Origin of the sequence: Vibrio sp. R78045, assembly GCF_042466085.1 — a bacterium.
Classification (GTDB): Bacteria; Pseudomonadota; Gammaproteobacteria; order Enterobacterales; family Vibrionaceae; genus Vibrio; species Vibrio cyclitrophicus.
In genome coordinates this window covers 18,684-42,925 of record NZ_JAXHBS010000006.1, presented here as the reverse complement: position 1 = coordinate 42,925, position 24,242 = coordinate 18,684, and the positions used below count along the sequence as shown (strand labels likewise).

Sequence of the window (24,242 nt, the reverse complement as noted above, 5' to 3'; positions counted from 1 at the left end):
ATATCGTTGTTTCCTGCACTGTTCATACTGCTTAAATCGGACTTAACACGTTCAGCATCAGATAAAGCTTCTTTGATTATCTTTGCAGTTGGGGTTAACTCACTAACCAAAGGTGACACTGTATCTTTATTAGTATCACTTTGTACTGGCGAATCATGTTTATTAGCGGCTTGATTTAGGGTGGTTTGCGCTTGTGCCTCTTCTTTACACTTAATAAACTCGGCTTGCATTGCTTTAGACTTAAACACTATGTTTAGGTCTTTTGCTACTGCAACATCAATCACACGCTGTTTGAACTCTTTAGAACCGGTAATGTTCACTGTCCCAAATTTTTCTGATGCTAAAGTCATTGCTTGAGCAACTTGATTAGAATCAGGGTTACGATTGTTCATGACAATGCGGTGGCCATAATCACGAAATACAAGCTCACCAGAATGCTTGTTACTAAAATCTACGTGTTTATCTTTCAGATCTTTAGTCGGCACTAAGTCGCCCATTTTATAGGTTAGCTGTCTCGCGACTTCTTGCTGTCGTTTGAAGTTATCAGTAATAGAGCGTAGGTCTAACTCAGCGTTAGAAATGCTATTACCCTCTTCTGACGCGTCCGGTTTAGCTCTATGTTTAATTTCTAGGTCAGATATTGGCATTTTGTTTCCCTCTAATTTTTCTTTCATTTTTAAGTGCTTGAATATCATCATTGATTCATTGACTCTCGATAGCTTGGCTTTAGTCGAGTACGATTGTGTATATTGGCTAACAAACACAATTGAATTGATTTCATGACGATCAGTTTTGCTTTGCTTCTGTGCTTGATAGGTTTCACTTAATAGGGCTTTGGTGTCTTTCCATGACAAATGCATGTGTTGAGTGCAAAAGTCACTAACGTTATATGCCCTACTCCCTATCTTTATTCTTGGTGAGCCGTTTTTAGCCTTAGATGTGGTGTAATGTTCACGAATCAAACCATGGGATTTTTCAAAGCTGTCTAAAAGTAACTCAGGGTCTAGTTTTTGACGAACAAGGCGAAAATACTTTAGATCTTGTTGGGTAGTCCGGGTTTCATTGTGTTCCTGTAAATAACGTTCAGCTAAAGTTTTTGGCTTGATGGTTTCTGTAGCTGTAGCTAATTGATTGTTGCTTAGGTTTTGACTTGGTAAACCCGTTTTTACCTTTGAGGATAATCCTCTTCCTCCTCTTCCTCTATCCCGATTAATAGACCGTCGCAGTTCGTTATGTCTACTGGTTCTTCGGGTGTCCAAATCATCGTTTTCATTACCTGACAATACGCTTTGGGTTGCGGTTGATCGTCTTTCATCTGTTCGAGCCAAACCGCGTTGGGGCAGACTTGGCAAGCCGTTTCTGATAGCGGTAACGCTTCTTGGTCTATCTCGTTCAAAACGAGGCTCAACACTTGCTTTCCGTCTGCTCGATCCAATATTGTTGGTTTGATTGTATTCTCTTCTTCGCTCATTTAAAAAATATCCTTTATCTGTACTATTTAATGCGTAATATTCTTTTCTTAATTTCGGTGATGCCGGGTGTATATGTTTCATTTCGTGTGATCGGGTATCAATCCACTCATTAAGAAGTTTATCGACTTGTTTTTTTGTGGGTTTTGGTTTTGTTAATTGTCTATCAACAATGTACTCAGGCTTAAAACAAGAATCTTTTAGCCTAATATTTTTATTTTCTCCTTCTAACTTTACCTTTAAGTATTCATCGGTAGAACCTGCTTTACCTCTCGAAACCTCACCAAATTTAGAAAGCTCATTCTCGAACACTTTCATTGACCTAATGTTTTTATCATTAATCAAACTAAAAAGCTCGGTCTTAAATTCAGCTCTCGCCCCTTTAAAATTATCACCTTTGTAGCGGCTAATAAATTCAGAATCATCCTTAATGATTCTATATTTTCTTTGGTGATCATACGGTGACTCTAAATCGTGCTTTATGTTAACCGATTCTTGGATAGAGTCATGATAAGGGATATTATCATTATACTTTCCAAATGGATTTAATGACTTGTCGGTAATCAAGTTCTTTTTTGGTATTACGATATGAACATGAGGAAACCTTTCTATTTTTTCCCCTGTCTTCCTATCAGTATATGATTTCACTTTAGGATGATGAATTTCAGCGTAAATATTGTATTCGTCAACATCATAAGCAGTCATTAATGATTTTTTATAATCATCATAAGCAGCTATTATTTTGTCTTCTGACAAATCACGCTCACCAAAACTTAATGTAATATGTAGATAATTTTCTTTCTTATCTTCATCCACTAATTGTTTAATCACATCATCAGTAATAGAAATGTTACCTTCTATACAAACACGGTGATCCAACTCATCCCGGCTTAACTCGCGTCCAGACTTCATACCATTTTCAAGGTATTCAATGATTCCGTCTTTACCACTTGTTACCCGCGCTAACATTTTTTAATTGCTCCTGAAAATGACTTTTCAATACTAATAAGGTTGTTTAGTGTTTCTCGATATACACGCTCACTTACCACTCCTGCTCTATAGGCTTGATTAACTTTCTTTGCCAGTTGGTTAATGTTGTTTGATGTTTTACTTGCTAAGAACATCAAACGTTTTTTGTCTTTCGGATCTTCTTTCGGCTCAACCATACAACCTGATTTAGCTATAAAAACATCACGCATCAGCTTTGATTTTTTGATGCCTGTGTTTTCTATCATCAGTCTATAAGGTTCATATTCTGATTCTGAAATCCTAAAAGAAACCAATTCAGTTAGCTTATCTTTACTCATATCTTTAACTCGTAGAGTTGGTTTGGGGTTAAAGGGGCTACCCCCTTTGCACGCGAATAGTGTATCAAATTGGAACAATTTGTACACATTCGACAGCGTGCCTAGGATTTACATTCTAGGTTGGTACGCGCTTTGATTTTGGGGGGTTACTAGGGCTTATTTCGTGCATTAATGGGGGTTTTATTGGGTGAGATTTCAAATATTTTTAATAATTGGGGTACTTTTGGGTTGTTTTTATTGTTTTATGCTGTATTCTTTGGGGTGTTGAAGTTTGAAACGAGGTTGAATGTGGAAATTGATGAGTTAGTCACAAAGATTAGAGAAGAACGGGAAAGTGGTCACTTCTCACTACAAGCAATCTTTAATCGCAACATACAGCAGATTGAAGATCTTAAATCTGAGGGGTACAGCTACAAAGTGATCTTAACCAATTTGGATATGGGTTTAGCAGATTCACACTTTCGGGATTTAATAAGAAAAGCAAAAAAGAAAGAGGGAATAACTCAGAGTAAAGCAAAAGTGAAAAAGGCTGATTCGCCCTCACCAGTAGTTACAGATTCGCCAGAGGTAACGATAAGACCTTCACCGATTGAAGTGAGTGAATGGGAAAAAATCGGAATAAACAACCCTAGAGTAATCAAAAACATCGTAAAAGCACAATTGACACCGGAAGAAGTTAAATCATGGGGCTGTGCTAATGAAATGCAAATTTCACAACGTGTAACTGAACATCTAATTAAAATGAATAAAAAAGGTCAATAATATGTATTTAAATATCGCAATCGTTAATAACTCAGGCAACGTTGGTAAATCTACAATTTGCGAAACAATGCTTAAACCACGTATACCAAATGCAGAAGTAATTAAAGTCGAAACAATTAACTCTGATGGTACAGACGATGCTAAGTTTTCAGCGGATGAGTTCGATTCAATTCTTAAACAAATGGATGCGACTGATTGTTCAATCATTGATGTAGGTTCTTCTAATATCGAAAGCTTTCTTTTAAAAATGCAAGAGTACAAAGGTTCTGAGGAAGATATTGATTACTTTATTATCCCTGTAATCCCAAAACATAAACAGCAAATCGATGCAGTTACAACTGCTAATATGTTGCTAGATCTGGGGGTTGAACCAGAATGTATTAAATTCATTTTCAACATGTCAGATAAAAAACTATCCATTGAACGTCAGTACCCTGATTTTTTAAATGGTATTCAGATGTTAGATATTGTGATTGATTCACATTCCATCATTTATGAATCTAGTGTTTTTTCTATGCTTAATAATTTAGATAGAAAATTTATTGATGTGGTAAGCGACAATCGAGATTTTAAAAAATTATTACGATCTTCTGAATCTCGCGAACAACGTGAAGCATTATCTGAACAACGCAGTGTTAAACGTTTGGTTAATGGTGTTAATGATGAAATGGATATTGCTTTTAAAGCATTAGGGATACTGGATGGATAATTTTGACGCAAAGTTAGACGCTAAAATAAATTTATTCCTTGCTGACTATTATGAATTTGAGGAATTAATAAAACGTTTACCCGTCACGGTTCAAAATGAATTAAAAACAGTAATCGTTAATATACAAGCATTATCAAAAGCTTTGGATGTAATCCCGGAACAGTTTGATATTGAGTTCAACAGAAAAATAAACAAAGTGTTAGATGTGGCTCAAGAAATTGACGTACACACACAAATGCTTGAACGTATGTTGAAGGTAGAAATACCCGATCTTTTGGCTAAACATGAACAAGATTTATTAGCTAATAAGAAAGAACAAGGTTTATCAACTCTTGAGCTTGCCGGGTTCGGGGCGGCTTGCGGCCTTGTCGGGGGAATAATTGGTAGTAGTTTATTAATGATAGTGATCTACTTAATGTAAACGCTCCCTTTTTTCTAAAGCAATAATTTTTAAAGCCCCTATGTGTTGGGGCTTTTTTTATGCTTAAAAGTTGCTGTATGGCTCTGTGTTGGGTTTTGTTGGCCTAACAATGTAAGGGGTTGTAATTTTAGAAATTTTGCCCTAGAGCGCCATATGAGACGCTTAAAAGAAAAGCATTCTATAGGGTGCGAATCAAATATATTTGGTGTTGTTGATTTAACTCACGCAGTCACGGCTTGTAAATGTTAGAGCATGGTCAATTACTTTTTTACTTGCTGTTAGGTTCTTTGGTGTGCAGTAGCTTTAAAAGCTTGGTGGGGCGTTGGTTTTGGCGGTTTCGCTTCGCTTATCCCTGCGGGGCTAAAGCGAATATTTTTGAACACTTCGATATAAAAACGCCCCTAAACGGGGCATTTTCTAACGCATTTCTTTGATCATATTGGCGAGTTTGGCTTGATCTTGATTAGCTAATTGATCGCATTGAAAATGTTTTCCCTCGTAACTGAAAAACCACGCCACGACATTTCCATACAAACGTTCACTAACATGGAACATTTCTACACCTAAAATGGTTCGCCACTTACATGGTGGCAACATGTTAAGTTTGTCGTCATATTGACTTTCTGTGATAAGGACTGGCAAAGAGCACAGGGAGGCTTCATAAGTATCAAAAGCGCGATCAAGCTCTGAGTCATTTAAAACTGTCCATTCAGATGAAACCTTACAGCGAGTAAGTATCTCAGGGATTCTTGTATCACCTTCTGATTCAACATTAGCAATGATAGTGCCATTAAATGGTTTGTTTACTAAATACATTTTTTCTTCCTTTCGGGTTACTGCCCTAATGGGCGTTAGTGTTAAAGGCCGTTGCCTTAACTTCTGAACTTATTATATGTTTTTGCCGATAAAATTACAACAAATTTACCTTTCAAGTTCTGCTTTTTTTCGAAAAAATAGCTACAAGAAAATATAAGAAAGTGAAATTCATCTACTTAATAAATTATTTATATTACTTCTATTATTTATATTAGAGTGTGATTTAAGTTACTGATTTTAAATGGTTAATAAGGGTAAACCCTATCATCAACACCGCCATACCCTATCATCAACACCGCCATACCCTATCATCAACACCGCCATACCCTATCATCAACACCGCCATACCCTATCATCAACACCGCCATACCCTATCATCAACACCGCCATACCCTATCATCAACACCGCCATACCCTATCATTTGTTTTTTATCTTGATAGGGTTTTGTTTTAATGTTACTTTCTTTGTATGCTTAAATGAATGGAAATAAGAGCTTGGAATTACTAACTAGAGCCATGAGTAAAAAAATTTATCATTGTAATGATGCTCATCAAGAGTTAGCGCGAATGGATCTATCGGCTAGGCGAATACTTTATATTTGTCTGTCTGAGCTTGAGCGTGAACGGGATGTCGATACGGGCGCGACGACTATAAAGTTTAACCCTGAACAGGTTTTTACTATTACCGCAAAGGATTATGCGAAATTATGTAATATTGATACGTCTGAGGCTTATAAACAGCTTCAAAATGGGGTTTACGATATTCGTACTTATGGCATGGAAATTAAGGAATCAGTATTACACCCTGAGCTTAAAGGTCGCCCTAAAGATGGGATGATAGTCTTTACAGTGGCTAACTATAGTTATTATTCCAACGGTGATGGTTTCATAGAAGTTAAACTTTCTCCTGAGTTTGCGCCTTATATTTCAGATCTGACAAAAGAGTTTACAAGTCAGTTTCTGCTTAGTGCCGTTAGGCTTCCTAAAGGTAACGCCTATAGTCTTTACCTTTTGTTATCTAGATGGATTAGCGCAGGAAAAATAGGCTACTGTGAAATTGAATTAGATGAACTTAAAGCAGAGTTAGGCGCACTTGGTGACACTTATACTGTTTTTGATAGATTTCGCCAACAGTTTTTTAATAGAGCTGTAAAGCAAGTGATTGAAATTACAGAGTTTACTAGCGTTAATATGGAAATAATCCAGAAACGAGGGCGTAAGGCACATAAGGTGAAAATTTCTTATGTGCGATCCCCTAAGAAACTTGATAAAGGTAGTGGGGTTGGCTTGGAAGTTAGATCTACAAAGGCCGCGAAAAAGCCACATACTAACAGTAAACTAAGTCCGTCTGAGAGATTCCGTGAAAAGCTAAGGAAGGAGGGGAAAACCCCAACTTTTTGATTTATCAAAAGCCTTTAATTATTCCCTGATGTTTTCTATCCACACAAATTATTGTCTTCAATTTGTATCGTACTATACAAATTGTATAGTACGATACAAAAGCAATAGGTATTACTATGGATACGCCAACTCAACAGTTATATGGTGCGCTTCAAACAGCGTATGATCATTTCAATAAAATGTTATTTGAAAATGAATTGCCGCCCGTTCTATTCACAACTCAAAGGCAGAAAAATGTGATGGGATATTTCTCACTAAATCGATGGGTTGACCGTGATGATGTTAGGTGTAGTGAGATAGCTATTAATCCCGCCTATGTGGGGCGTTCTGCCCTCATTGAGTTATTACAAACAATGGTTCATGAAATGGCGCATTGTTGGCAATTCGAATACGGAAAGCCTAGCCGTAGGGCTTATCACAATAAGGAGTGGGCGGTAAAAATGGAAAGTATAGGATTAATGCCATCGACAACAGGTAAACCTGGAGGAAAAAAAACAGGGCAACGTATGAATGATTACCCTATACCCGGTGGGCGGTTTATTGCTGAATGTGAGGTGTTGGTTAGACAGGGTTTTGGTTTGCCTTGGGTTGACCGATTTTCAGTTATTACAGCTACCGATAATGAACAGCAACAAGAGATCATGGAGTTGTTAAACCTAGATGATGATATTTCAGAACAGCTAATCTCTAACCTTGACACTTTAATGGGAAATGAAAGCTCATTTGATACAAGCGAGATTGCCACAGCAAAAGCGAAAGTCCGTTATTCTTGTCCTATGTGTAATCTAAATTTATGGGGTAAGCCGGGGTTAAGTGTAAGCTGTAATGATTGTAAAGAAGTTCTAAATGAAACTTCAAAACACTAAAAAGCACAAAATAAACACTAAATTAGCACGTATTAAACCCTAAAAAGACAGTAAAAATACAGCAGTCAACAGTTTTTAGTTATTGTATTGGTTGTCGTTATTCGTTGCACAAAGACCGTCTAAGCGGTCTTTTTTTTATGAAAATATAATTGTGACTCAAATCACATCAAGGCAAAAACATTAAATCATTTCGGTAAATTTATTGCATTTGGGGCGGTAAAAACATATAATAGTTTCAGAAGTTAAGGCAACGGCCTTTAACGCTAACGCCCATTAGGGCAGCAACCCGAAAGGACGGTAAAATGAGTAAATTGGCAATTAATAAACATAAAGATCTAATTCTAGAAATTACACATTACTTGAATGATTTTGAAGGTGGAAGTGACTCTCTAACAAAGTTTAATAACACTTTGTCAAAATCAAAAAGTGATCCAGTAGTTAATGCTCAGTTAGATGATTGGTTATCAAATATTTTAACGTCAGAGACACCACGAACCCGCGCTATTTTTCGTAATTCTAACGCTTCTGATCATCTAAAAGATTTCAACGAAACCAAAAAAATCAGTGGGGCTGCTACTCATCTTTGGAATGTGAAATTTGGATACAAGAAACCTTATACAAACATTAGTTTTTAGTTAAATAGCCTCCCCATACTGGGTAGGCTTAAATAATGGTCGGTAAATATATTGTGAAATTCTCGGTAAATATATATGATCAAGTTAATGTTAACAAAAAGAGATATTTACTCATGACCAATTTTTACGATGTATGTAATGACTACTCTATTGATAAGCGTAGTAAACCAAAGGATTTAGATAACTATCGAACTATCAACCGTGAGTTGGAAGGGCAAAAGGTTACTCTTTACGTTCATAAAAAAAATGGTGAGCTACATTATGCTAGTAGCACTGAACCCCTTACACTTAAATATGTTCATTAAGGCTTCGATATGATTAAACAAATTAAACATGCTGATGAGTGGGTAAAGCCTACAGTTATTGAGGTCGAAAACTTGATGAAGTTGGCGGGTACAAATCAAGGTCTAAACAATTGGTTAGATGTACATCAGCTTTTAGGCATTAAGAGTCGCGCTTTTAGGCGGTGGAAAGAAAATGCGGATATCACCCCAAACTCTCCCTCTAATATCACTTTTTGGGGGTACGCTGCCTTACATGCTATGGCATACAAAAAGCCACTTGTAGAGCCGGAATTTTGTAATTTTCATGGGGTTATTGATGATGATTACATCATGAATGCTGATAGTTATATATGTCCTCCTAAAAGTGTTCTTACCTCGATCATAGGTAAAGATGCATTGCTGAAAATGACAAGGGGGGAGATAGCCGGGCGAATAGGTATGAGTGGCGGATCGCTTTCTTACCAAATCAATGATGAATCAATTAGTTTTGCTACATGGTCATTGATTCTAATGCTTTGCGGTGTGCCTGTTGAGGATATTTTTTACAAAGGTGAAAAAGAACGTGAAGAGGTGAAATCTTTACGTATTGCCGGAGAGTTGGGTGTTTTTGAGCTTTCAGAAGCACAACATAGCGACTTTCAAATTAGTTTTGGAGCGTTTGGGTTTGTCTATTTTAATGCTTGTGATGCTTCAATCACTGATTATGATAAATCTAGTGATGGCTGTGGTTGGGAGTTATACATTAAGTCTCAAGGCTTGAGTATAAGAATCCTTTTATCCAAGGATAATGCAGCACTGATTATTGAAAAGTTTCCACAAATCAAAGCCGTCAGTAAATCTAGATAGCTTAAAGTTTAACTTCCGGGGTGAGCTTCCCATTCTTTATATTTACGCTGTAAAGCCTTTTGCAGCGTAAATTTTAATTCTTGAATTTGCATTGATTCAGGCTCTAATGCTCCATTTAAATGTTCGTTATTAACTTCCCCCTCCTTGGTCTGATTACCAGTCTGATTTTTTAATGTGATCACTGTTCCGTGTTGCACATCACATAGTTGAATATTTTATCAAATCAACAGGAGTTATTGTTTATTTATATTGTATAATAACAACGTTGGTTCATTGTTTTGTTATTCGTCAAAGGGGTACGTATGAACTATGTAATTGAGTATTTTATTTTAATGGGTGGCATCTTTGCTTTTTTTGTTTTGGCGTACTTAGCCGATCCATTTATTGCAAGGTTTGTGATATGGCTAAACAGCGTTGGTAAGAACGGGAATAAAAGAAATGATTGTTGATATTGGGTTTATTGAGTGGTTACGAACAAATTATAACGTTGAAGAAAAAAACGGCTTTTATGGTTCATTCTGTGAGTTAAATGGGGCTGATATTTGGACTAGACAACGTGGTGGGTCTTATCAACTTTTTGATAGTAATTTTGCGCGTGAAATCTATCAGCGTTACCAAAATAGTTAATGGTGACTTTAAGTAGTGTGCCTATGTAGGCACATCTTTTTTCATTAGTAAATAAGGACACTATGACAGTGAAATCAAAAGCTCTCACATTAGATGATATTGATTCGCTTGTTCGATATTCAATATCCAACGTCTTTTTTTGTTTAAAGCTATTGCCTGTTTTGATGGTGGTTATTTTCTCAATCATCATTTTTCAAAGTAACGATTGGCAAGCGGTGCAAACAACAATTACAGATTTCTTATGGATCAAAAGTTCGATGATCACAATTTTCTGGGGTGGTGCTATTTATTGCTTAACAATGACGATTGCTAACTTGGTCAGCCTTTTAGAAAAACATTCTAACTAGTGGAATTAAACCATGCGTCAGGGGGCGCATTCTTAAATCCACTATTAGGAGGTGACAGGATGAACGAGATAACGGGGGAAGGGGAGTTATCAAAGTTTGGGGAACTGCAAGGCAAATTAACAGACGTTAAAACTAAATCTGAATATTTACAGGTCGCACCGTTGTTAGGTGAATCATTAAAAATGGGGCAAATCACGCAGGAACAGCATTCAGCTTTACTTAAGCTGTGCGTGTCTTTACATGCGGCATTAAACGAGGGTTAAGAAATGGTTAATACAGCACAATTTGCAACACTGGACTTTTCAAATGAAATTCTTTGTATGGCACAAGATTTTGTATGTGGTGAACGTTTGATTTTCGATGATGGTACGCAACAAATCATTCGTGAAATTGATGGTGAGCAATGCGAACAATCCCCTCGAATGGAAGAAGATGATTTAACCGCGTTTTGTTCAGCGCATTTTTCTAAATACCAAGATCATTACGACCAGTATTTAGATTCGATTATAGAAGGAGACCTGCATGAAGTGCCTTTGTTGGGTCGATTTTGGGAGCATTCATAAGGAGATGATATGGCATTTCAAACTGTTTTAACTAAACAGGAAAAGCGTCAAATTCGAGTAGCAGAAAAGAAAGCTAAGAAGCGCAAAAAACAAGGCAGGGAAAAAGCGAAATCTAACGACAAATCTAGTGTGCTGTTAAAGCATAAAAGATCCAATGTTGATAAGGCGGTGTTATCTACTTATGAGCCAATTAGGGAGTTCAAGATAGATGAGTGATTATTTTTATAGTCGAGTGTCGATCTCTAATGTTCAAGGTGTAGACATACCCAAAAAGCCAAAGTTTAAAGCTACGTATATCGATAAAACGGATGTTACAAACTTTGATACTCCTGAGTTCACGAAGTTGCTAAAGGAACTTAAAAGGAGCGATACGGTTTATATAAACCAATTAAGTGACTTGGGTAATAACGTTCAATCTTTGTTATTGGTTGTTATGGAATTACTAAAAGCTAAGGTGAATTTACAGATTGTAAAGGACAACATTGTGATCAAGGTGAATGATTTTGGTGATTTTCTAGCGTTGATCAATGCCATTGTGAATCTAGATTTTAGAAACGAGCAAGAAAGAGCCGATGAAATTAATCATCGTAAAGCCCAACATGCTAGGACATCAGCGGTAATGAAGGGGGATAAGCTCCAACGAGCTCAAGATATAGTCAGTGAATATTGGGAGGGGGAGTTATCCGTTTATGAATTGGCAAAAAAGTATAAATTAACTCCTCCGACAATTTATAGATACTTAAAAAAGTTTCCCCGTGATCGGTTAGCAGGGAGTGATGAAAAATAGACATTTAGATAGGTAATTTAAAGTGAAATTTTATAAAAAAAGGAGGGGCTTATTGGTGAATAATTAGAGCGATAACCACTAGGGGTCAAAGCCCTAGTGGTTATCTGGTCTATCAACTTTGGTAAGCAAGGATAAACCATGGAGTATGATACAGTATGCGGATATACAATCCTAGATAATGATATAGGTAGACTTAATAGTTTGTTCCCAATTCTGACTGAAAAGCAATTTAAAGTGCTTCATTTGTTTGCTATGGGTGTCAGCACTAAAAACATTGCGGCTCAAATGCAAACATCAGAACAGAATGTTAAGAACCATCAGAAGACGATAAGAGACAAGTTTAATTGTAGTAACTCACAAGATGTTAGAATGGTTTATATGACAAGAATTGTGTCGGCAGTGTACTTGGATAAAGTATAAAGTTAGATGTTGAACAAAAACCCCTATCGGTTAGCCCGGTAGGGGTTTTTTTGTTTTTAGATCACTAACTCCCAATGTGAAACTAAATGCGTATTCTTTTTGGGTACTAACCGTGTTGCTTTTGTTTAGATTATCTTTAGTCCTTCTTACGCGGAATGACATTATTTTAGATCTTTTTGAGGTTGATTTGGTGTTGTTTCAAATTATGACCAACTAAAGAATTTTATATGAGCAAATCGACTGAGAACGACGAAAGCCCGATTACTGTTCAAGTTACTTTAACTGGTAAAGCTGCTCTTAATTTTCGTAATACTACAGCAGCATCAGGACGTTCTTACAAGCAAGAAGCAACGATCCGTTTAGAAGACCATTTAGAAAATTTTGAATCTATTGGTGCAATCGGGCAAGCCTTTAAACGTTAACCGATTGCAAAAAAAAACGCTCTTTAACAATTTGAAACCTGAGCTTAATAGATGCCAACATAATCTATTAAACACTCCCCGGATGGGTTGGGGCGATCTTATGCCTGTAGGATCTTAATGTGAACAGGCTCATTACCAAAAAGCTGTGTTTTATAGCTTTTTGTTCATGACTAGATTTTTAGTTCTTAATAACGAGGTTTGTATGAATGTGAAAAAAAATGCAGCTGTTGGGGCGGTGGCTATCCTAACACTGACAGCGGTATTTCCCGCTTTGGCTGCGGGTGGTGGCTTGGAAGAGTCCACCAATGCGGTTAACGAAATCAAAATTTGGTTATACGGTTTTATCGGTGCGGGTAGTTTCGTTTTTGTCATGTACTACGTTGTGATGGCCATGTTCGAGAAAAAGCAGTGGGCTGATGTATTGATGGCTCTTGGTAAGGTAGCCGCTGCGGGTGGTTGTCTAGCGGGTGCAACGTGGGCGTGGAGCTTGTGGGGTAGCTAATGAGTGATGAGATTCAGAAATACGCTAGTTACAACGTTTTATCTCGTAAGGCGTTAATAGGCGGTGTCCCAATAATCACCTTAGTTGTTTTTCTGTTTCTCATCTTGATAACGGGATTTCTAGGTGCAGTGGTTGTTGGTTTATACGGCTTAATTATCCCGTTTATTTTAGTCTGCATTCTCTTTTGGATACGGGTTCAGTGCTTGGAGAATTCAAGAGCAATGGAAAGTGTATGGTGGGATTTTAAAGGGTGGCTAACACGTCTTCAATGTCGTTCTTCTATCACATCGTTTACGTCAACTGACAATTCGTTAACAAAAAGACGGGAGGTTATCCGTGAATGGTTTAACACCAATAGCAATAACTAAAAAACTGCCTAAGTACGGTTTTCCTGTTACTAAAAACATTTCATCATTGGATGATTCAAAGTTAATGGCAAGCATGTGTATTAAGGGTATGCCTTTTGAATCTGAGTCAACGTCAGTGATAGAAAATTCGTTTCAGATAGTGAAAGGTTTTTTAAATCAACTAGCCAAAACTCACGGTTCAAAACTTGGTGTTTGGACGCACATAGTTAAACAACGTAGTGAGCTTGATACTGTTTACCAGTTTGATAGTAAGTTTATGCAGAGCTTTTCTGACAAGTATCTTGATTCGTTCTCGGGTCAAGATTTTTTCAGTACAAGTTATTACGTCACATTTATTTACCAGTATCGAGGTACGTTGTCACAAGGTATTGATGAATTTAACGATTTGCTGAAACTGGCTAAATCGGTGTTGCACAGATTTGATTGTTCCATTCTTGGGTTATCAAGTGATGGTTCTCGGTGCTCTAACTTGGAGTTCTTGAGCTTTCTTCTCAATAACAAACAAACATCTATACCTTTAACGGGCAATAAAATCATTGATGTAATTGGTCATAGTGATTGGCATTTTGGGTATGACATTTTAGAAATGCGTAACGCTGATACCAATGATTCAAAATACGCTACCTTTTTTGAGCTTGATGGCTTTCCTAAATCAACTCATGTAGGTATGTGGGATTTTGTGTTATCGCAAAAGTGCGAATTTGTTCTTACTCAGTCCATGATTTTAATGAAAGCCCCGGCTGCGGTTTCGTTGATTGATAAGCAAATCAACTTAGTTGAAAGTGGCGACAATGCAATTCATGAACTGCAAGAAATGGAAAATGGGCGTGACTACGTAGCAACCAGTGAAGTGAGTTTCGGTGACTACCATTGTTCACTTGCCATTTTTGCTAACTCGCCCGAATTGGCTATTCAAAATGGCTCAGATTTAAGTGGTGAGTTTTCAGCTAGAGGAACGTTGTTAAAGCGTTCTAACCTTAAATCTCAATTCTCTTTTTTGAGTATGTTACCTGCATCAAAACAACGTGTGATGCCATCCCCGAAAACAACAACAAATCTTGCTTGTACCTTTTCGTTACATAACTACTCAGAAGGAAAAAAAACAGGCAACCCTTTAGGTGATGGTAATGCGTTAATACCACTTAAAACGGTGTCAGATACACTATTTTATTTGAATTGCCACGCGTCAGAAATTGGCAAAGATGTTACCGGGCAAAAATACGCGGGTCACACCATGCTATTAGGTGCGTCTGGTGCGGGTAAAACCACCTTAGAAGGCGTTCTAGTTGGGTACTTAACCAGATTTAACCCTCAAATTTTCTCAATTGACTATAACCGTTCTACGGAGCTTTTTATTCGAGCTTATGGTGGTGAGTATTTTACTGTTCAAGAAGGTCAAGATACTGGTTTGAATCCTTTTCAGCTTGATTATGACAACGCCAGTGAAGCGCAAAAGTCGGAGTTAATTAGTTTTCTTAATCGCTTGGTGTGTCGTCTAGCTGTTCATAATAACGGCAATCCACCCAATGAAAAGGAAGAGACTGAGATAAAGCGAGGCATTGATACTGTGATGCGCTTAGAGCAAGTGAATCGCGGTTTAAGTACCTTATTGCACACAATCGTTTTACCTGATTTACGTACTCGATTAAAAAAATGGTGTCGCGCTGAGGGTGGTCAATTAGGTTGGTGTTTGGACTCGCCTGTTAATAAATTTAATCCTGCAAATATGGATCGAGTAGGGTTTGATACCACGTTACTTTTAAACTCAGGTACGGGTTCAAATGCTCACCCCGGCTGTGAGCCAATACTAGGTGTTCTGTTCTTCTTAAAAAGCCTAATGCAGCGTGAAGGTCGATTGATGGTCACAGTTGTAGAAGAGTTCTGGATGCCTGCAAATTTCCCATTAACACAATCGTTAATGAAAACAGTATTGAAAGCGGGACGATTAAAAAATGAGTTTATGGTGCTCAGTTCCCAATCTCCCGAAGATGCAATTAATTGTGAAATTTTTGCCGCAATTGTTCAGCAGACAGCAACAAAAATTTTCTTACCTAACCCTGACGCTGAATATCAAGCTTATAAGCAATGCAACGTAACTGAGGGAGAGTTTATAAAGCTAAAGCGCCTAGACAAAACGTCTCGTACTTTCTTAGTTAAGCAATCAAACACAAGCTGTTTTGCCAAGTTGGATTTGTGGGGGTTTGATGAACACTTACCTATTATTTCAGGCACTGATGAGGATATATACAGTTGCGAAAAAATCAGAGCTGAGTTTGGTGATGATCCTGATGTTTGGATACCAAAATTACAGCAACATATACTTTCAAACAAAGGTAAATAATATGAAAAAGTTATTGCTTGGTGTTTTGTTGGCTGCTCCTTTAACAAGTAACGCTACTGGTATTCCTGTTGTTGACGTTGCTAGTTTAACCCAAATGGTCACAGATAATTTAGCAACTGCTAAACAGTGGGGTATGGAGGCTAAACAGTGGGCTACTCAAAACGGAATTGATTTAGATAAGTACGCAGAGTCTGTTAAGCAAGGAAAAGAGCTTGTTGATCAAGGACAGCATTATAAAGAAATGGTTGATGGTCATTTCAACTTTGAAGATGTATTAAACGATCCACTTGCTAATCAGTTTGCTAATTTAGAGCAATGGAGTGATGTATATGGTGAGTTAAACGAAATTAATAATTTACGTGAAAAATACGGCATTCAAAAAGATTGGGCGGAGCGCATGGGTAACTATGATACTTCCTTACAAAAACTTGCGCTTCTAGAAAAGTTTTATGACCAATCGATAAAACGAAACAGGCGTATGAAGTCGTTATTAGAACGATTTGAAACGGTTGATACCCCCGCAGCAAAAGCCGATTTAGCCAATACTATTAGCTATGAACAAACTCAGATTCAAAATGACAATCAAGCCTTTGCAGCGATGCAATCAGCGATGAAAGAAGAGGCTGATTTGAAACATTCGATTGAATCTCAGCGTAAAATAGATGTGTTGTTAGGAGAGGGCATTCCTAGAGGACGGAGAAACTAATTATGTTTGAGCGTCTATTTCAGTTTATAGACACGGCTGTAGTAAGCAACATTACAAACATGGTTGGGATATTCGCTACTACTATCACACCATTATTAGGTGCTTGTGTTGGCCTTTACATCGTGTACGTAGCTTATGAGATTATTCTTGATACTCAGAAAGTGATATATACCGAAGTAATTAAAACCATCGGTAGTTTATCTATTTGTACTTTTGTTGCTTTAAATACAGCGTGGTTTATGGCTCACGTTGTTCCTGCTGTTCTTTATGCCGGGGATGATATAGCGAATGCACTATTAGGTACTGATTCAGCAAGCGGTGGATCATCATTGCAAGAAATGTACGAAGTAATGATAGATTCAATCGGTGGTATATATAGTCAAATTGACGTGAGTGTAACGGATGGCGCGTCTATCGGTCATGCGGTCTTATCTTGGATATTGATATTACTAACCATCTTAGGGTTTGTGCCGTTTTTAGGGGTTAGCGTTGCTTATCTTCTCGTTGCAAAAATTATGGTTAGCTACCTGTTAATTATAGCTCCGCTGTTTATCATGTTTGCTTTCTTCCCTTCTTGCCGATCATTCTTTCAAGCATGGACAGGTCAATGCTTTAATTACGTCTTGTTATCCATTATGTACCCACTAGCGTTCACAACATTTTTACAAGTTCTCGATTTCACAGTGTTTGCACAGAATATAAATCTTGAAACTACATTAATGACCGTTGTTATTTTCTTCGCCTTGATCATGCTTGCCACACAGATTCCTGCTTTCTGCTCTACTTTAAGTGGTGGTATCGGTATTAACGGTTTAGTTGGTCAAGGGTTAGGTATGGCGGGGGCTGTTGCTGCGGGTGGTTTATTAGGTGCTAAAGGGGTTATTTCAGGGGCGAGTAAAGCGAAAAACTACGCTAAAGATATTGGAAAGGGCAAAATTAGTCCCGGTTAATTGAGAGGTCATTATGAGTGCAAGAGGTGTTAATAAAGTTATATTAGTTGGCAATTTGGGAAACGCTCCCGAGGTTCGATATATGCCTAATGGGAGCGCAGTAGCAAACATCACAATTGCTACATCTGAATCATGGCGTGATAAGGCTACAGGAGAGCAACGCGAAAAGACGGAATGGCATCGTGTGGCGTTATTCGGAAAATTGGCAGAAGTGGCGGGAGAGTATCTCCGTAAAGGCTCTCAAGTTTACATTGAAGGTCAGTTACAAACTCGTAAGTGGCAAGACCAAAGCGGTCAAGACCGTTATACCACTGAAGTTGTAGTTCAAGGCTTCAATGGGGTAATGCAAATGCTTGGTGGTCGTGCTCAAGGTGGTCAACAGCAAGGGGGGCAACCACAACAACAATACAATGAACCCCCAATGGATTTTGATGATGATATTCCTCTGTAAAATGAAAAAAATGATTGGTGTGTGTCTGGTTGTCTTTCTGTTTTCTGGTTGTGCTTCAAGTCCACCTAAGCCACCGGAGCCAAAAGGGGATTTTACGCCCGTCAATCCTAAAAAAGTAAATGCATTAGATCTTAAAATTTAGTAAAGGCTTTTTATGGATAGTCATGTACAAAGTGCTCTTGATGAAAATCAGAGTGATTTAGAGAGTAGTCCATCGAAAGGGCTAAATGATGAAACAAACGCATATCTAACCCAAATCAAAGGATTTGAGGAAGACCGTGTAGAAATCGCAAAGAACTCAGCAAAAACAGCTTGGAAGGTTGCGGCAGGTTTCGGGGTCGTATCAATCTTATCTGTGGGGGCGGTTATCGGCTTAACACCACTTAAAGAGGTTCACCCCTTTATTGTTCGAGTTGATAACACCACAGGTCATAGCGAGATTGTGAAACCACAATCAGAAGTTAAAGAGGTGAGTTACGGAGAAATACTGGATAAGTATTTTGTTAAAACGTTCGTCATTGCTCGTAACGGTTATGAATGGCAGACGGTACAAAACAGTTACAGTACCGTTAAGTTGATGAGTGAACCCAAAGTTTTTGCTCCTTATGAAACTTACATTAAAGGGGAACAATCCCCGACAGTATTGTTTAAAGATTTAAACTCTATCGAAGTCAAAACAAAGGCCATCACGTTTTTGCCCTCTTCTTCTGATTCTCAAACAGTCGTACAAGTTCAATTTACCCGCGATATTAAAAACCGCGAAGGAAAAACGGCTCTTGGATATAGAAAAACCATTTGGGAAGCAACGCTGACCTTTGACTATTTAGCTGATATAAACACGGAAGATGAAAGGCTTTTGAACCCATTAGGGTTTAACGTTACTTCATACCGTGAGGACGAGGTGACGGAATGAAGCAATTAATATTCCTCTCTTTTTTAACTCTTTCAACATACTCAATCGCTGCTGTACTTCCCACTCCCCAAGCTTACGATTATCGAATTACCGAAGTTAAATATAATCCACAAGATGTCATCAATGTGCGCGCAGGAATTGGAACTAGTACGCTTATTCAGCTTGAATCTGGTGAAAAAGTGCTACGAGAAAAAGAAGGACTGATGTTGGGTGATGCAATGGCATGGGGGTTTGAAGTAAATGAAAACAACATTTTCTTTAAGCCTACAGTTATAAACCCCGATTCAAACTTAATCTTAGTGACTAACAAACATCGAACTTACACTTTTTATCTTACTCAGTCAGATTTCCCGCATTACATAGTTAAGATGGTGTACGACAAACCTAAATCCGCAAGGGATTACGATTCTAAAATTCCTTGTTTTGATGGAACAGTAAACTTCAATTACGAAAAGTGGGGGGACGATGAATTATCACCCAATTATATGTGGGATGATGGTCGGTTTACCTGTTTGAAGTTTATCAATAATTCTGAATTACCAGTTGCCTATCAAGTGGCCTCTGATGGAACGGAATCGATGATTAACTACAACATCGCGAAAGACACCATGATATTACAAGGTACATCAAAAGAGTTTCGTTTGAGGTTAGGTGGTCAAGTGTTGGGACTACGCTCTAATGATACGGTAGCGAGTGGTCACAACGAGAAAGCAACCAGTGTAAACGCAAAGAGGGAGCTTAAAAATGAGTGACCGCATACCTAGCATTACCGGGAATCTTGACCGTTCAGATTTAAATGTAAAAGGAGTCAGTAATACTAAGAAAAAACTTGCTGCAATTTTTGCGGTTATTGCTGTTATTTTGATTGTAGTGATAGCTGTTGTTGTGATGATCAGTAACTTTAACAAGGCAACGGGTAATACAGAAATAAAAGCAGTAAATGAAAACCATGTGACAGGCTCAAAAAGAAGTTCTATCTCTAATGACGCGAATTGGTTTGATAAGGCAAGAGTCAAAATTATTGAGAGTGAAAGCTTAAAGCCAGAACCTGAGCCAGAGCCAGAACCTGAGCCAAAGCCAAAGCCAAAGCCAGAACCAAAGCCCGTGACGAAACCTAAAGAAGTAGTCGTTAAGAGAACATCCAGAGCAAAACCTAAACCAGTGGTTACACCTAAACCAATAGTCGTGAATCCTCCTATAAACCAAAAACCCGTTATGACCGATATGCAAAGGAAGCTAAAAGGCTCTCTTGTGGTTGGTAGTGGCGGGGCATCGGGAAATGTGGATATTGCCAGTTTAAATGCCTCATCAGGTGGTTTTGGTGGTAGTGGTTATGACGACAGTTTTAATGGTTCATTATTTGAACCGGGTAAGGCTTTAATCAGACCAAGGGGAGCGTTAGATTTCCTTTTAAAACATGGAACAAGCATTCCTTGTGCGCTCTACAATCAAATCATTTCTGATTATTCAGGCTTTGTGACTTGTCGAGTTACACAGGACGTCTACAGTGCTAATGGGGCGGTTTTGTTGGTTGAGAAAGGATCACTAGTAAGTGGAACGCAAAACGTTTCTTTAGAACCTGGCAAGTCTCGGATTTTTACTGCGTGGGCTGATATTGAAACCCCAAAAGGTGTTTCAATTCGTATCGATTCATTAGGTACAGGGGCATTAGGCGCAGCAGGAAATGAAGTATGGGTTGATAACCACTTTTCTGAACGGTTTGGTGGGGCAATCATGTTAAGTTTCGTTGATGATGCACTTGCTACGCTGTCTTCTTTGGCTAGTGAAACCTCTGTAATCTCTTCTGATAGCTCAACTCAAAATGCGTCTGATATGGCATCAACGGCTTTAGAAGCCAGTATTAATATTGCCCCTACTGGTTATTCTCAGATAGGACAGAGAATCAACATTTTGATTGTGCGTGATGTTGATATGTCAGGAGTTTATCAATTAATAGAAGGTAATTAACGATGGACAGCTATGACCACAAATCCTTAGTGGTTCGAAATCAATTAACAACAACAGGTCTACAAGAAATTTTAGACCTTGATAACTTAACGGAGGTGGCCATAAACGAGCCTTACAAAGTTTGGTTTGATAGGGGGGAGGGTTGGGAATCAAAAGACCTTCCTGAATTAAGTTTTGATATATGTAGAGACTTGGCGCAAACCTTAACGGTTTATGCCGGACTTACCAATACGCTTGATGAAATCCCGGTAGCGTCTGTCATTTTACCTAACGGTGAGCGAGGTCAAATCGCTGTGCCACCTGCAACTGAAAGCGGGGTTGTTAGTATGACATTTAGAAAGCCCTCAACGGCTCGATTTACTCTAAATGATTATGCAAATACTGGCCGATTTTCAAAGGTAACATCAATAAATCTTGATGGTGATGAACTATCACCAGTTCAACAGAGATTGTTAGGGCTAAAAGAATCCGAAGACTACAGCACATTCTTTAGTGAAGCGGTAAAAAATAACCTGAACATATTGTTGGTAGGAGGAACGGGCAGCGGAAAAACCACGGTAATGAAAGCAATGGTTGATAATTATCCGGTTGATGCAAGGCTATTCACGATTGAAGACGTTCACGAACTTGATTTACCCAATCACCCTAATCACCTCCATCTTTTCTATAAGCAAGGCGGGTTAACTCCTAAACAAATCATTGAATCATGCATGAGAATGAAACCTGATCATGTTTTGCTTGCGGAGTTGCGAGGGGATGAAGCTTGGACGTATTTAGAAATGTTGAACACGGGGCATGATGGTTCAATAACAACAATTCACGCCAATGATTGTCGGTCTGCTCCTGCTCGGTTAGCGGGATTGGTTAAACAATCAGAGACGGGGCAGACTTTAGATATTGAGCACATTATGAAAACCATCAAGAAAAGCATTGATGTTATTGCGTTCTTTAAGCGTACACATTTAACGGAATTGTACTATGAGCCTGCATTGAAAAATCAATTACTATCTGAGGATTAGTTATGGCTCTTACTAAAAAAAAGAAGATTATTAATAGTTTGGTCTTTTTTGTTATGGCGATAACTTGCGCTTTGTTAGGTCAAGCTTTAGGTAGTGCGGCTTTTTTAAAATTAACGTCAATTTCTTTTGATTATTATTCACTAGATTCACTCTATCGTTATTGGATTGAATACCGAACTGACAGTGACATTATACCGTACCTGAAAGTCTCAGGAGTCATAGCGATTGTGATCACTTTAGTTCCTTGGTTGATATTAATTGCGGCTCTCGTTGTCAGATTGAACAAGGAAGAAATACACGGTAGCGCACGTTGGGCTGACGATGTTGATTTGCAAAAGTCGGGGCTATTTCCTACTGAGCATAAATCACCGGCATTACTGCTAGGGAAAATGAACAGTGGTGAATTTAAAGGGCGATTTGTTGAGTTGGTAGGCCAAACATTCGTGGGGGTTTCTGCTCCAACGGGGTCAGGTAAAGGTATTGGTTTTGTTTTACCTAACTTAGTTAACTATTCTGACTCAATAGTTTGCCTAGATATTAAACTTGAAAACTTTATTAAAAGCGGAGGGTTTAGACAAAAATCCGGGCAAGAGGTTTTTTTGTTTTCCCCTGATGGCTATGCAGTAACAGAAGAAGATAGGCAGACCGGAACGCTACGCTCTCATCGATATAATCCGTATCATTACGTGAGAAGACAAGAGGCGTATAGAGTGGGTGATACGCTTATTTTGGCAAATACGCTTTATCCTAATTTGGGGGGGAAAGACAGTGTTTGGTCTTCAAGTTCAGCAAAGTTATTTTTGGGCTTATCTTTGTGGATGCTCGATACTGAAACTCGTACAGGTCAAGTGCCTACGTTGCCGTATCTACTTAAAATTGTTGGTATTGAAGGCGGTTTAACTGCTTGGATGAAACGACAAGTAGAAGAGGCTACGGTCAGTGATGAATGCTTACGTGAGTTTAATACCTTCCTTACTTTTCCTAAAGATACGCAAGGCTCAATACTGACTAACTTTACTGCGCCATTGGGTATTTATAGCGACAGCACCGTTGCTAAAGCGGTAAGCGGTAACGACTTTGATTTTAGAGACTTACGTAAAAAAGGCATTTCTCTATATGTTGGTGTTCAACCGCCAAATAAAAAACGCTTTGAAGGTTTGCTCAACCTCTTCTTTGAGCAATTAATCAATGAAAACACAAGAGTTACGCCAGAAGTCGATACATCATTAACTTATCAGCTTCTAGCTTTACTTGACGAGTTCCCGGCTTTGGGGCGAGTTAATCAGATAAAAGAATCGATAGGTTTTACTCGTCAATACAACTTGCGTTTTGCTTTGATTTATCAAGACAAATCACAGCTCGAAGATAACGCGCTTTACGGGAAGTCGGGCGCAGAAAATATCATTTCAAACCTTGTCTCAGAGGTTATTTACCCGCCTAAAAAAGTAACTCAACGAGTAAAAGAAATTTCTGAATCGTTGGGATATAAGACCGTAAAAGTTAAATCAAACTCGGTTAACAAAGGCCAAAAACTATCAAAGGGAGAAAGCACAAACTTACAACGTAGGGCGTTAATGATGCCTCATGAATTGGTTGAACTTGGATATGAGAAACACGCTAAAGCCGATATAGGTACAAGGGTGATGATGTTCAAGGAGAATCAACGAGGTTTCATTATGGATAAATTGATTTCATTTGATGAACCTGTATTCGTTGAACGTATCGAGTATTCAAAACAACATATCCCGTCAGTCCCCTTGCTCTAAATATTCTAATATGGTGATACAAAATGAAAAGTTTTGTTCTTGGATTTCTAGTTACAGTCGTAGCTAGTACATCAACCTATACCCCACCTGTCTATGCCGCTAGTCAAAGTGATTGCTCTATTTGGTTATGCTTACCATTTGGCTTCCCTAGTGGATGCAGTGACGCCAAGAAAGCGTTTAAGAAGCGAGTGAAGCGTTTAAAACCACCATTGCCTAGATTATCTTCATGTTTAATTAATGGGGGCGGCAATCAATCAACAAATGACAATATCACCTCTGTTGATGGTAAGGCAGCTTATGTACCTTCTTACAAAGTATGTAACCAATGGAAAGAGAGGCAATACGGGCGTGAATCAAGTCGTTATTGCGTTGGATATAAAACGATCCCGACACACGTTGTAGAAAATACCACCTGTCGTAAAAACTACGATAGAGATAATCGGTTACGGTCTACTACTCCTACAAATTGCAGTCAAACGATCCGTTATGTACGTATGTTGATGGATGGCAAACCATACGGTGCAACCTACTATTTCGATAATAACGGTAATGAATTTAAAGTCCCTTAGATAAAAT

At 38.3% G+C, this 24,242-nt stretch carries 30 protein-coding genes; 26 read left to right on the top strand and 4 right to left on the bottom strand.

Annotation, left to right across the window (positions count from 1 at the left end; genetic code table 11):
- A partial coding sequence (locus SJY39_RS01975) for an LPD7 domain-containing protein (RefSeq protein ID WP_390241235.1) occupies positions 1–2,438 on the bottom strand: 2,438 nt, incomplete at its 3' end.
- Positions 2,432–2,776, bottom strand: a complete 345-nt coding sequence (locus SJY39_RS01970) for a plasmid mobilization protein (RefSeq protein ID WP_016786734.1) — start codon at positions 2,774–2,776, stop codon at positions 2,432–2,434. The genes SJY39_RS01970 and SJY39_RS01975, both read right to left, overlap by 7 nt.
- 183 nt (positions 2,777–2,959) lie before the next feature.
- Here SJY39_RS01970 and SJY39_RS01965 point away from each other — a divergent pair, with 183 nt between their 5' ends.
- The 3 genes from SJY39_RS01965 to SJY39_RS01955 are packed head-to-tail and all read left to right on the top strand — an operon-like array spanning position 2,960 to position 4,668.
- A complete protein-coding gene (locus tag SJY39_RS01965) occupies positions 2,960–3,538 on the top strand; it encodes a hypothetical protein (protein WP_390241232.1) in 579 nt (192 codons plus the stop codon).
- Between the two features lies 1 nt (position 3,539).
- A complete protein-coding gene (gene stbB / locus SJY39_RS01960) occupies positions 3,540–4,247 on the top strand; it encodes a StbB family protein (RefSeq protein ID WP_390241230.1) in 708 nt (235 codons plus the stop codon).
- Positions 4,240–4,668, top strand: a complete 429-nt coding sequence (locus tag SJY39_RS01955) for a hypothetical protein (protein ID WP_016786737.1) — start codon at positions 4,240–4,242, stop codon at positions 4,666–4,668. Before stbB ends, SJY39_RS01955 begins: the two co-directional genes overlap by 8 nt.
- Before the next feature lie 417 nt (positions 4,669–5,085).
- On the opposite strand, the gene SJY39_RS01950 is transcribed toward SJY39_RS01955, so the two are convergent.
- Positions 5,086–5,484 (bottom strand): hypothetical protein, encoded by a 399-nt coding sequence (locus SJY39_RS01950; protein WP_390241227.1) that lies wholly within the window; start codon positions 5,482–5,484, stop codon positions 5,086–5,088.
- A 495-nt stretch (positions 5,485–5,979) separates the two neighbouring features.
- Here SJY39_RS01950 and SJY39_RS01945 point away from each other — a divergent pair, with 495 nt between their 5' ends.
- The 4 genes from SJY39_RS01945 (at position 5,980) to SJY39_RS01930 (ending at position 9,516) form a co-directional block, all read left to right on the top strand.
- Entirely contained in the window at positions 5,980–6,885 is a 906-nt protein-coding gene (locus SJY39_RS01945; RefSeq protein WP_139151649.1) for a replication initiation protein, read from the top strand.
- Between the two features lie 116 nt (positions 6,886–7,001).
- A complete protein-coding gene (locus SJY39_RS01940; protein WP_016786510.1) occupies positions 7,002–7,751 on the top strand; it encodes a SprT-like domain-containing protein in 750 nt (249 codons plus the stop codon).
- Between the two features lie 302 nt (positions 7,752–8,053).
- Positions 8,054–8,386 (top strand): hypothetical protein, encoded by a 333-nt coding sequence (locus tag SJY39_RS01935; protein WP_390241223.1) that lies wholly within the window; start codon positions 8,054–8,056, stop codon positions 8,384–8,386.
- Positions 8,387–8,700: 314 nt separating this feature from the next.
- Positions 8,701–9,516 carry a hypothetical protein gene (locus SJY39_RS01930; RefSeq protein WP_016786518.1) on the top strand — a complete coding sequence of 272 codons (816 nt, stop codon included), beginning with the start codon at positions 8,701–8,703 and terminating at the stop codon, positions 9,514–9,516.
- An 8-nt stretch (positions 9,517–9,524) separates the two neighbouring features.
- Here SJY39_RS01930 and SJY39_RS01925 read toward each other — a convergent pair whose 3' ends face one another.
- Positions 9,525–9,698 (bottom strand): hypothetical protein, encoded by a 174-nt coding sequence (locus SJY39_RS01925; protein ID WP_390241220.1) that lies wholly within the window; start codon positions 9,696–9,698, stop codon positions 9,525–9,527.
- A 256-nt stretch (positions 9,699–9,954) separates the two neighbouring features.
- On the opposite strand from SJY39_RS01925, the gene SJY39_RS01920 reads away from it, so the two are divergent.
- The 19 genes from SJY39_RS01920 (at position 9,955) to SJY39_RS01830 (ending at position 24,235) form a co-directional block, all read left to right on the top strand.
- Positions 9,955–10,143 (top strand): hypothetical protein, encoded by a 189-nt coding sequence (locus tag SJY39_RS01920; protein WP_016786520.1) that lies wholly within the window; start codon positions 9,955–9,957, stop codon positions 10,141–10,143.
- A gap of 62 nt (positions 10,144–10,205) precedes the next feature.
- A complete protein-coding gene (locus tag SJY39_RS01915; RefSeq protein ID WP_016786521.1) occupies positions 10,206–10,490 on the top strand; it encodes a hypothetical protein in 285 nt (94 codons plus the stop codon).
- Positions 10,491–10,549: 59 nt separating this feature from the next.
- A complete protein-coding gene (locus tag SJY39_RS01910; protein WP_016786522.1) occupies positions 10,550–10,753 on the top strand; it encodes a hypothetical protein in 204 nt (67 codons plus the stop codon).
- A gap of 3 nt (positions 10,754–10,756) precedes the next feature.
- Complete coding sequence (locus SJY39_RS01905; protein WP_390241216.1) at positions 10,757–11,053, top strand: hypothetical protein; 297 nt, start codon at positions 10,757–10,759, stop codon at positions 11,051–11,053.
- A gap of 9 nt (positions 11,054–11,062) precedes the next feature.
- The gene (locus SJY39_RS01900) at positions 11,063–11,269 is read left to right on the top strand and encodes a hypothetical protein (protein WP_016786524.1); all 207 of its coding nucleotides are present in this window, start codon (positions 11,063–11,065) and stop codon (positions 11,267–11,269) included.
- A complete protein-coding gene (locus SJY39_RS01895) occupies positions 11,262–11,840 on the top strand; it encodes a recombinase family protein (RefSeq protein ID WP_016786525.1) in 579 nt (192 codons plus the stop codon). Before SJY39_RS01900 ends, SJY39_RS01895 begins: the two co-directional genes overlap by 8 nt.
- A gap of 138 nt (positions 11,841–11,978) precedes the next feature.
- Positions 11,979–12,260, top strand: a complete 282-nt coding sequence (locus tag SJY39_RS01890) for a response regulator transcription factor (protein ID WP_390241211.1) — start codon at positions 11,979–11,981, stop codon at positions 12,258–12,260.
- 227 nt (positions 12,261–12,487) lie between these two features.
- Positions 12,488–12,682 carry a TraY domain-containing protein gene (locus SJY39_RS01885; protein ID WP_016786527.1) on the top strand — a complete coding sequence of 65 codons (195 nt, stop codon included), beginning with the start codon at positions 12,488–12,490 and terminating at the stop codon, positions 12,680–12,682.
- A 202-nt stretch (positions 12,683–12,884) separates the two neighbouring features.
- A complete protein-coding gene (locus SJY39_RS01880) occupies positions 12,885–13,184 on the top strand; it encodes a hypothetical protein (RefSeq protein ID WP_016786528.1) in 300 nt (99 codons plus the stop codon).
- A gap of 432 nt (positions 13,185–13,616) precedes the next feature.
- On the top strand, positions 13,617–15,893 hold the full coding sequence (locus SJY39_RS01875; protein WP_016786530.1) for a hypothetical protein: 2,277 nt from the start codon (positions 13,617–13,619) through the stop codon (positions 15,891–15,893).
- Position 15,894: 1 nt separating this feature from the next.
- Complete coding sequence (locus SJY39_RS01870) at positions 15,895–16,599, top strand: type IV secretion system protein (protein ID WP_390241208.1); 705 nt, start codon at positions 15,895–15,897, stop codon at positions 16,597–16,599.
- 2 nt (positions 16,600–16,601) lie between these two features.
- Positions 16,602–17,549 (top strand): type IV secretion system protein, encoded by a 948-nt coding sequence (locus SJY39_RS01865; protein ID WP_390241205.1) that lies wholly within the window; start codon positions 16,602–16,604, stop codon positions 17,547–17,549.
- A 13-nt stretch (positions 17,550–17,562) separates the two neighbouring features.
- On the top strand, positions 17,563–18,000 hold the full coding sequence (gene ssb / locus SJY39_RS01860; RefSeq protein ID WP_016786533.1) for a single-stranded DNA-binding protein: 438 nt from the start codon (positions 17,563–17,565) through the stop codon (positions 17,998–18,000).
- A 154-nt stretch (positions 18,001–18,154) separates the two neighbouring features.
- Complete coding sequence (locus SJY39_RS01855) at positions 18,155–18,913, top strand: virB8 family protein (RefSeq protein WP_016786535.1); 759 nt, start codon at positions 18,155–18,157, stop codon at positions 18,911–18,913.
- A complete protein-coding gene (locus SJY39_RS01850; RefSeq protein ID WP_390241201.1) occupies positions 18,910–19,665 on the top strand; it encodes a TrbG/VirB9 family P-type conjugative transfer protein in 756 nt (251 codons plus the stop codon). Before SJY39_RS01855 ends, SJY39_RS01850 begins: the two co-directional genes overlap by 4 nt.
- Positions 19,658–20,881: a TrbI/VirB10 family protein gene (locus tag SJY39_RS01845; RefSeq protein ID WP_390241198.1), complete on the top strand. Its 1,224-nt coding sequence runs from the start codon at positions 19,658–19,660 to the stop codon at positions 20,879–20,881. The genes SJY39_RS01850 and SJY39_RS01845 overlap by 8 nt, the downstream gene beginning before the upstream one ends.
- Before the next feature lie 2 nt (positions 20,882–20,883).
- Positions 20,884–21,900: a P-type DNA transfer ATPase VirB11 gene (virB11, locus tag SJY39_RS01840; protein ID WP_016786538.1), complete on the top strand. Its 1,017-nt coding sequence runs from the start codon at positions 20,884–20,886 to the stop codon at positions 21,898–21,900.
- 2 nt (positions 21,901–21,902) lie between these two features.
- On the top strand, positions 21,903–23,666 hold the full coding sequence (locus tag SJY39_RS01835; RefSeq protein WP_016786539.1) for a type IV secretory system conjugative DNA transfer family protein: 1,764 nt from the start codon (positions 21,903–21,905) through the stop codon (positions 23,664–23,666).
- 23 nt (positions 23,667–23,689) lie between these two features.
- A complete protein-coding gene (locus SJY39_RS01830; RefSeq protein ID WP_390241194.1) occupies positions 23,690–24,235 on the top strand; it encodes a conjugal transfer protein TraL in 546 nt (181 codons plus the stop codon).
- Positions 24,236–24,242: the final 7 nt, after the last annotated feature.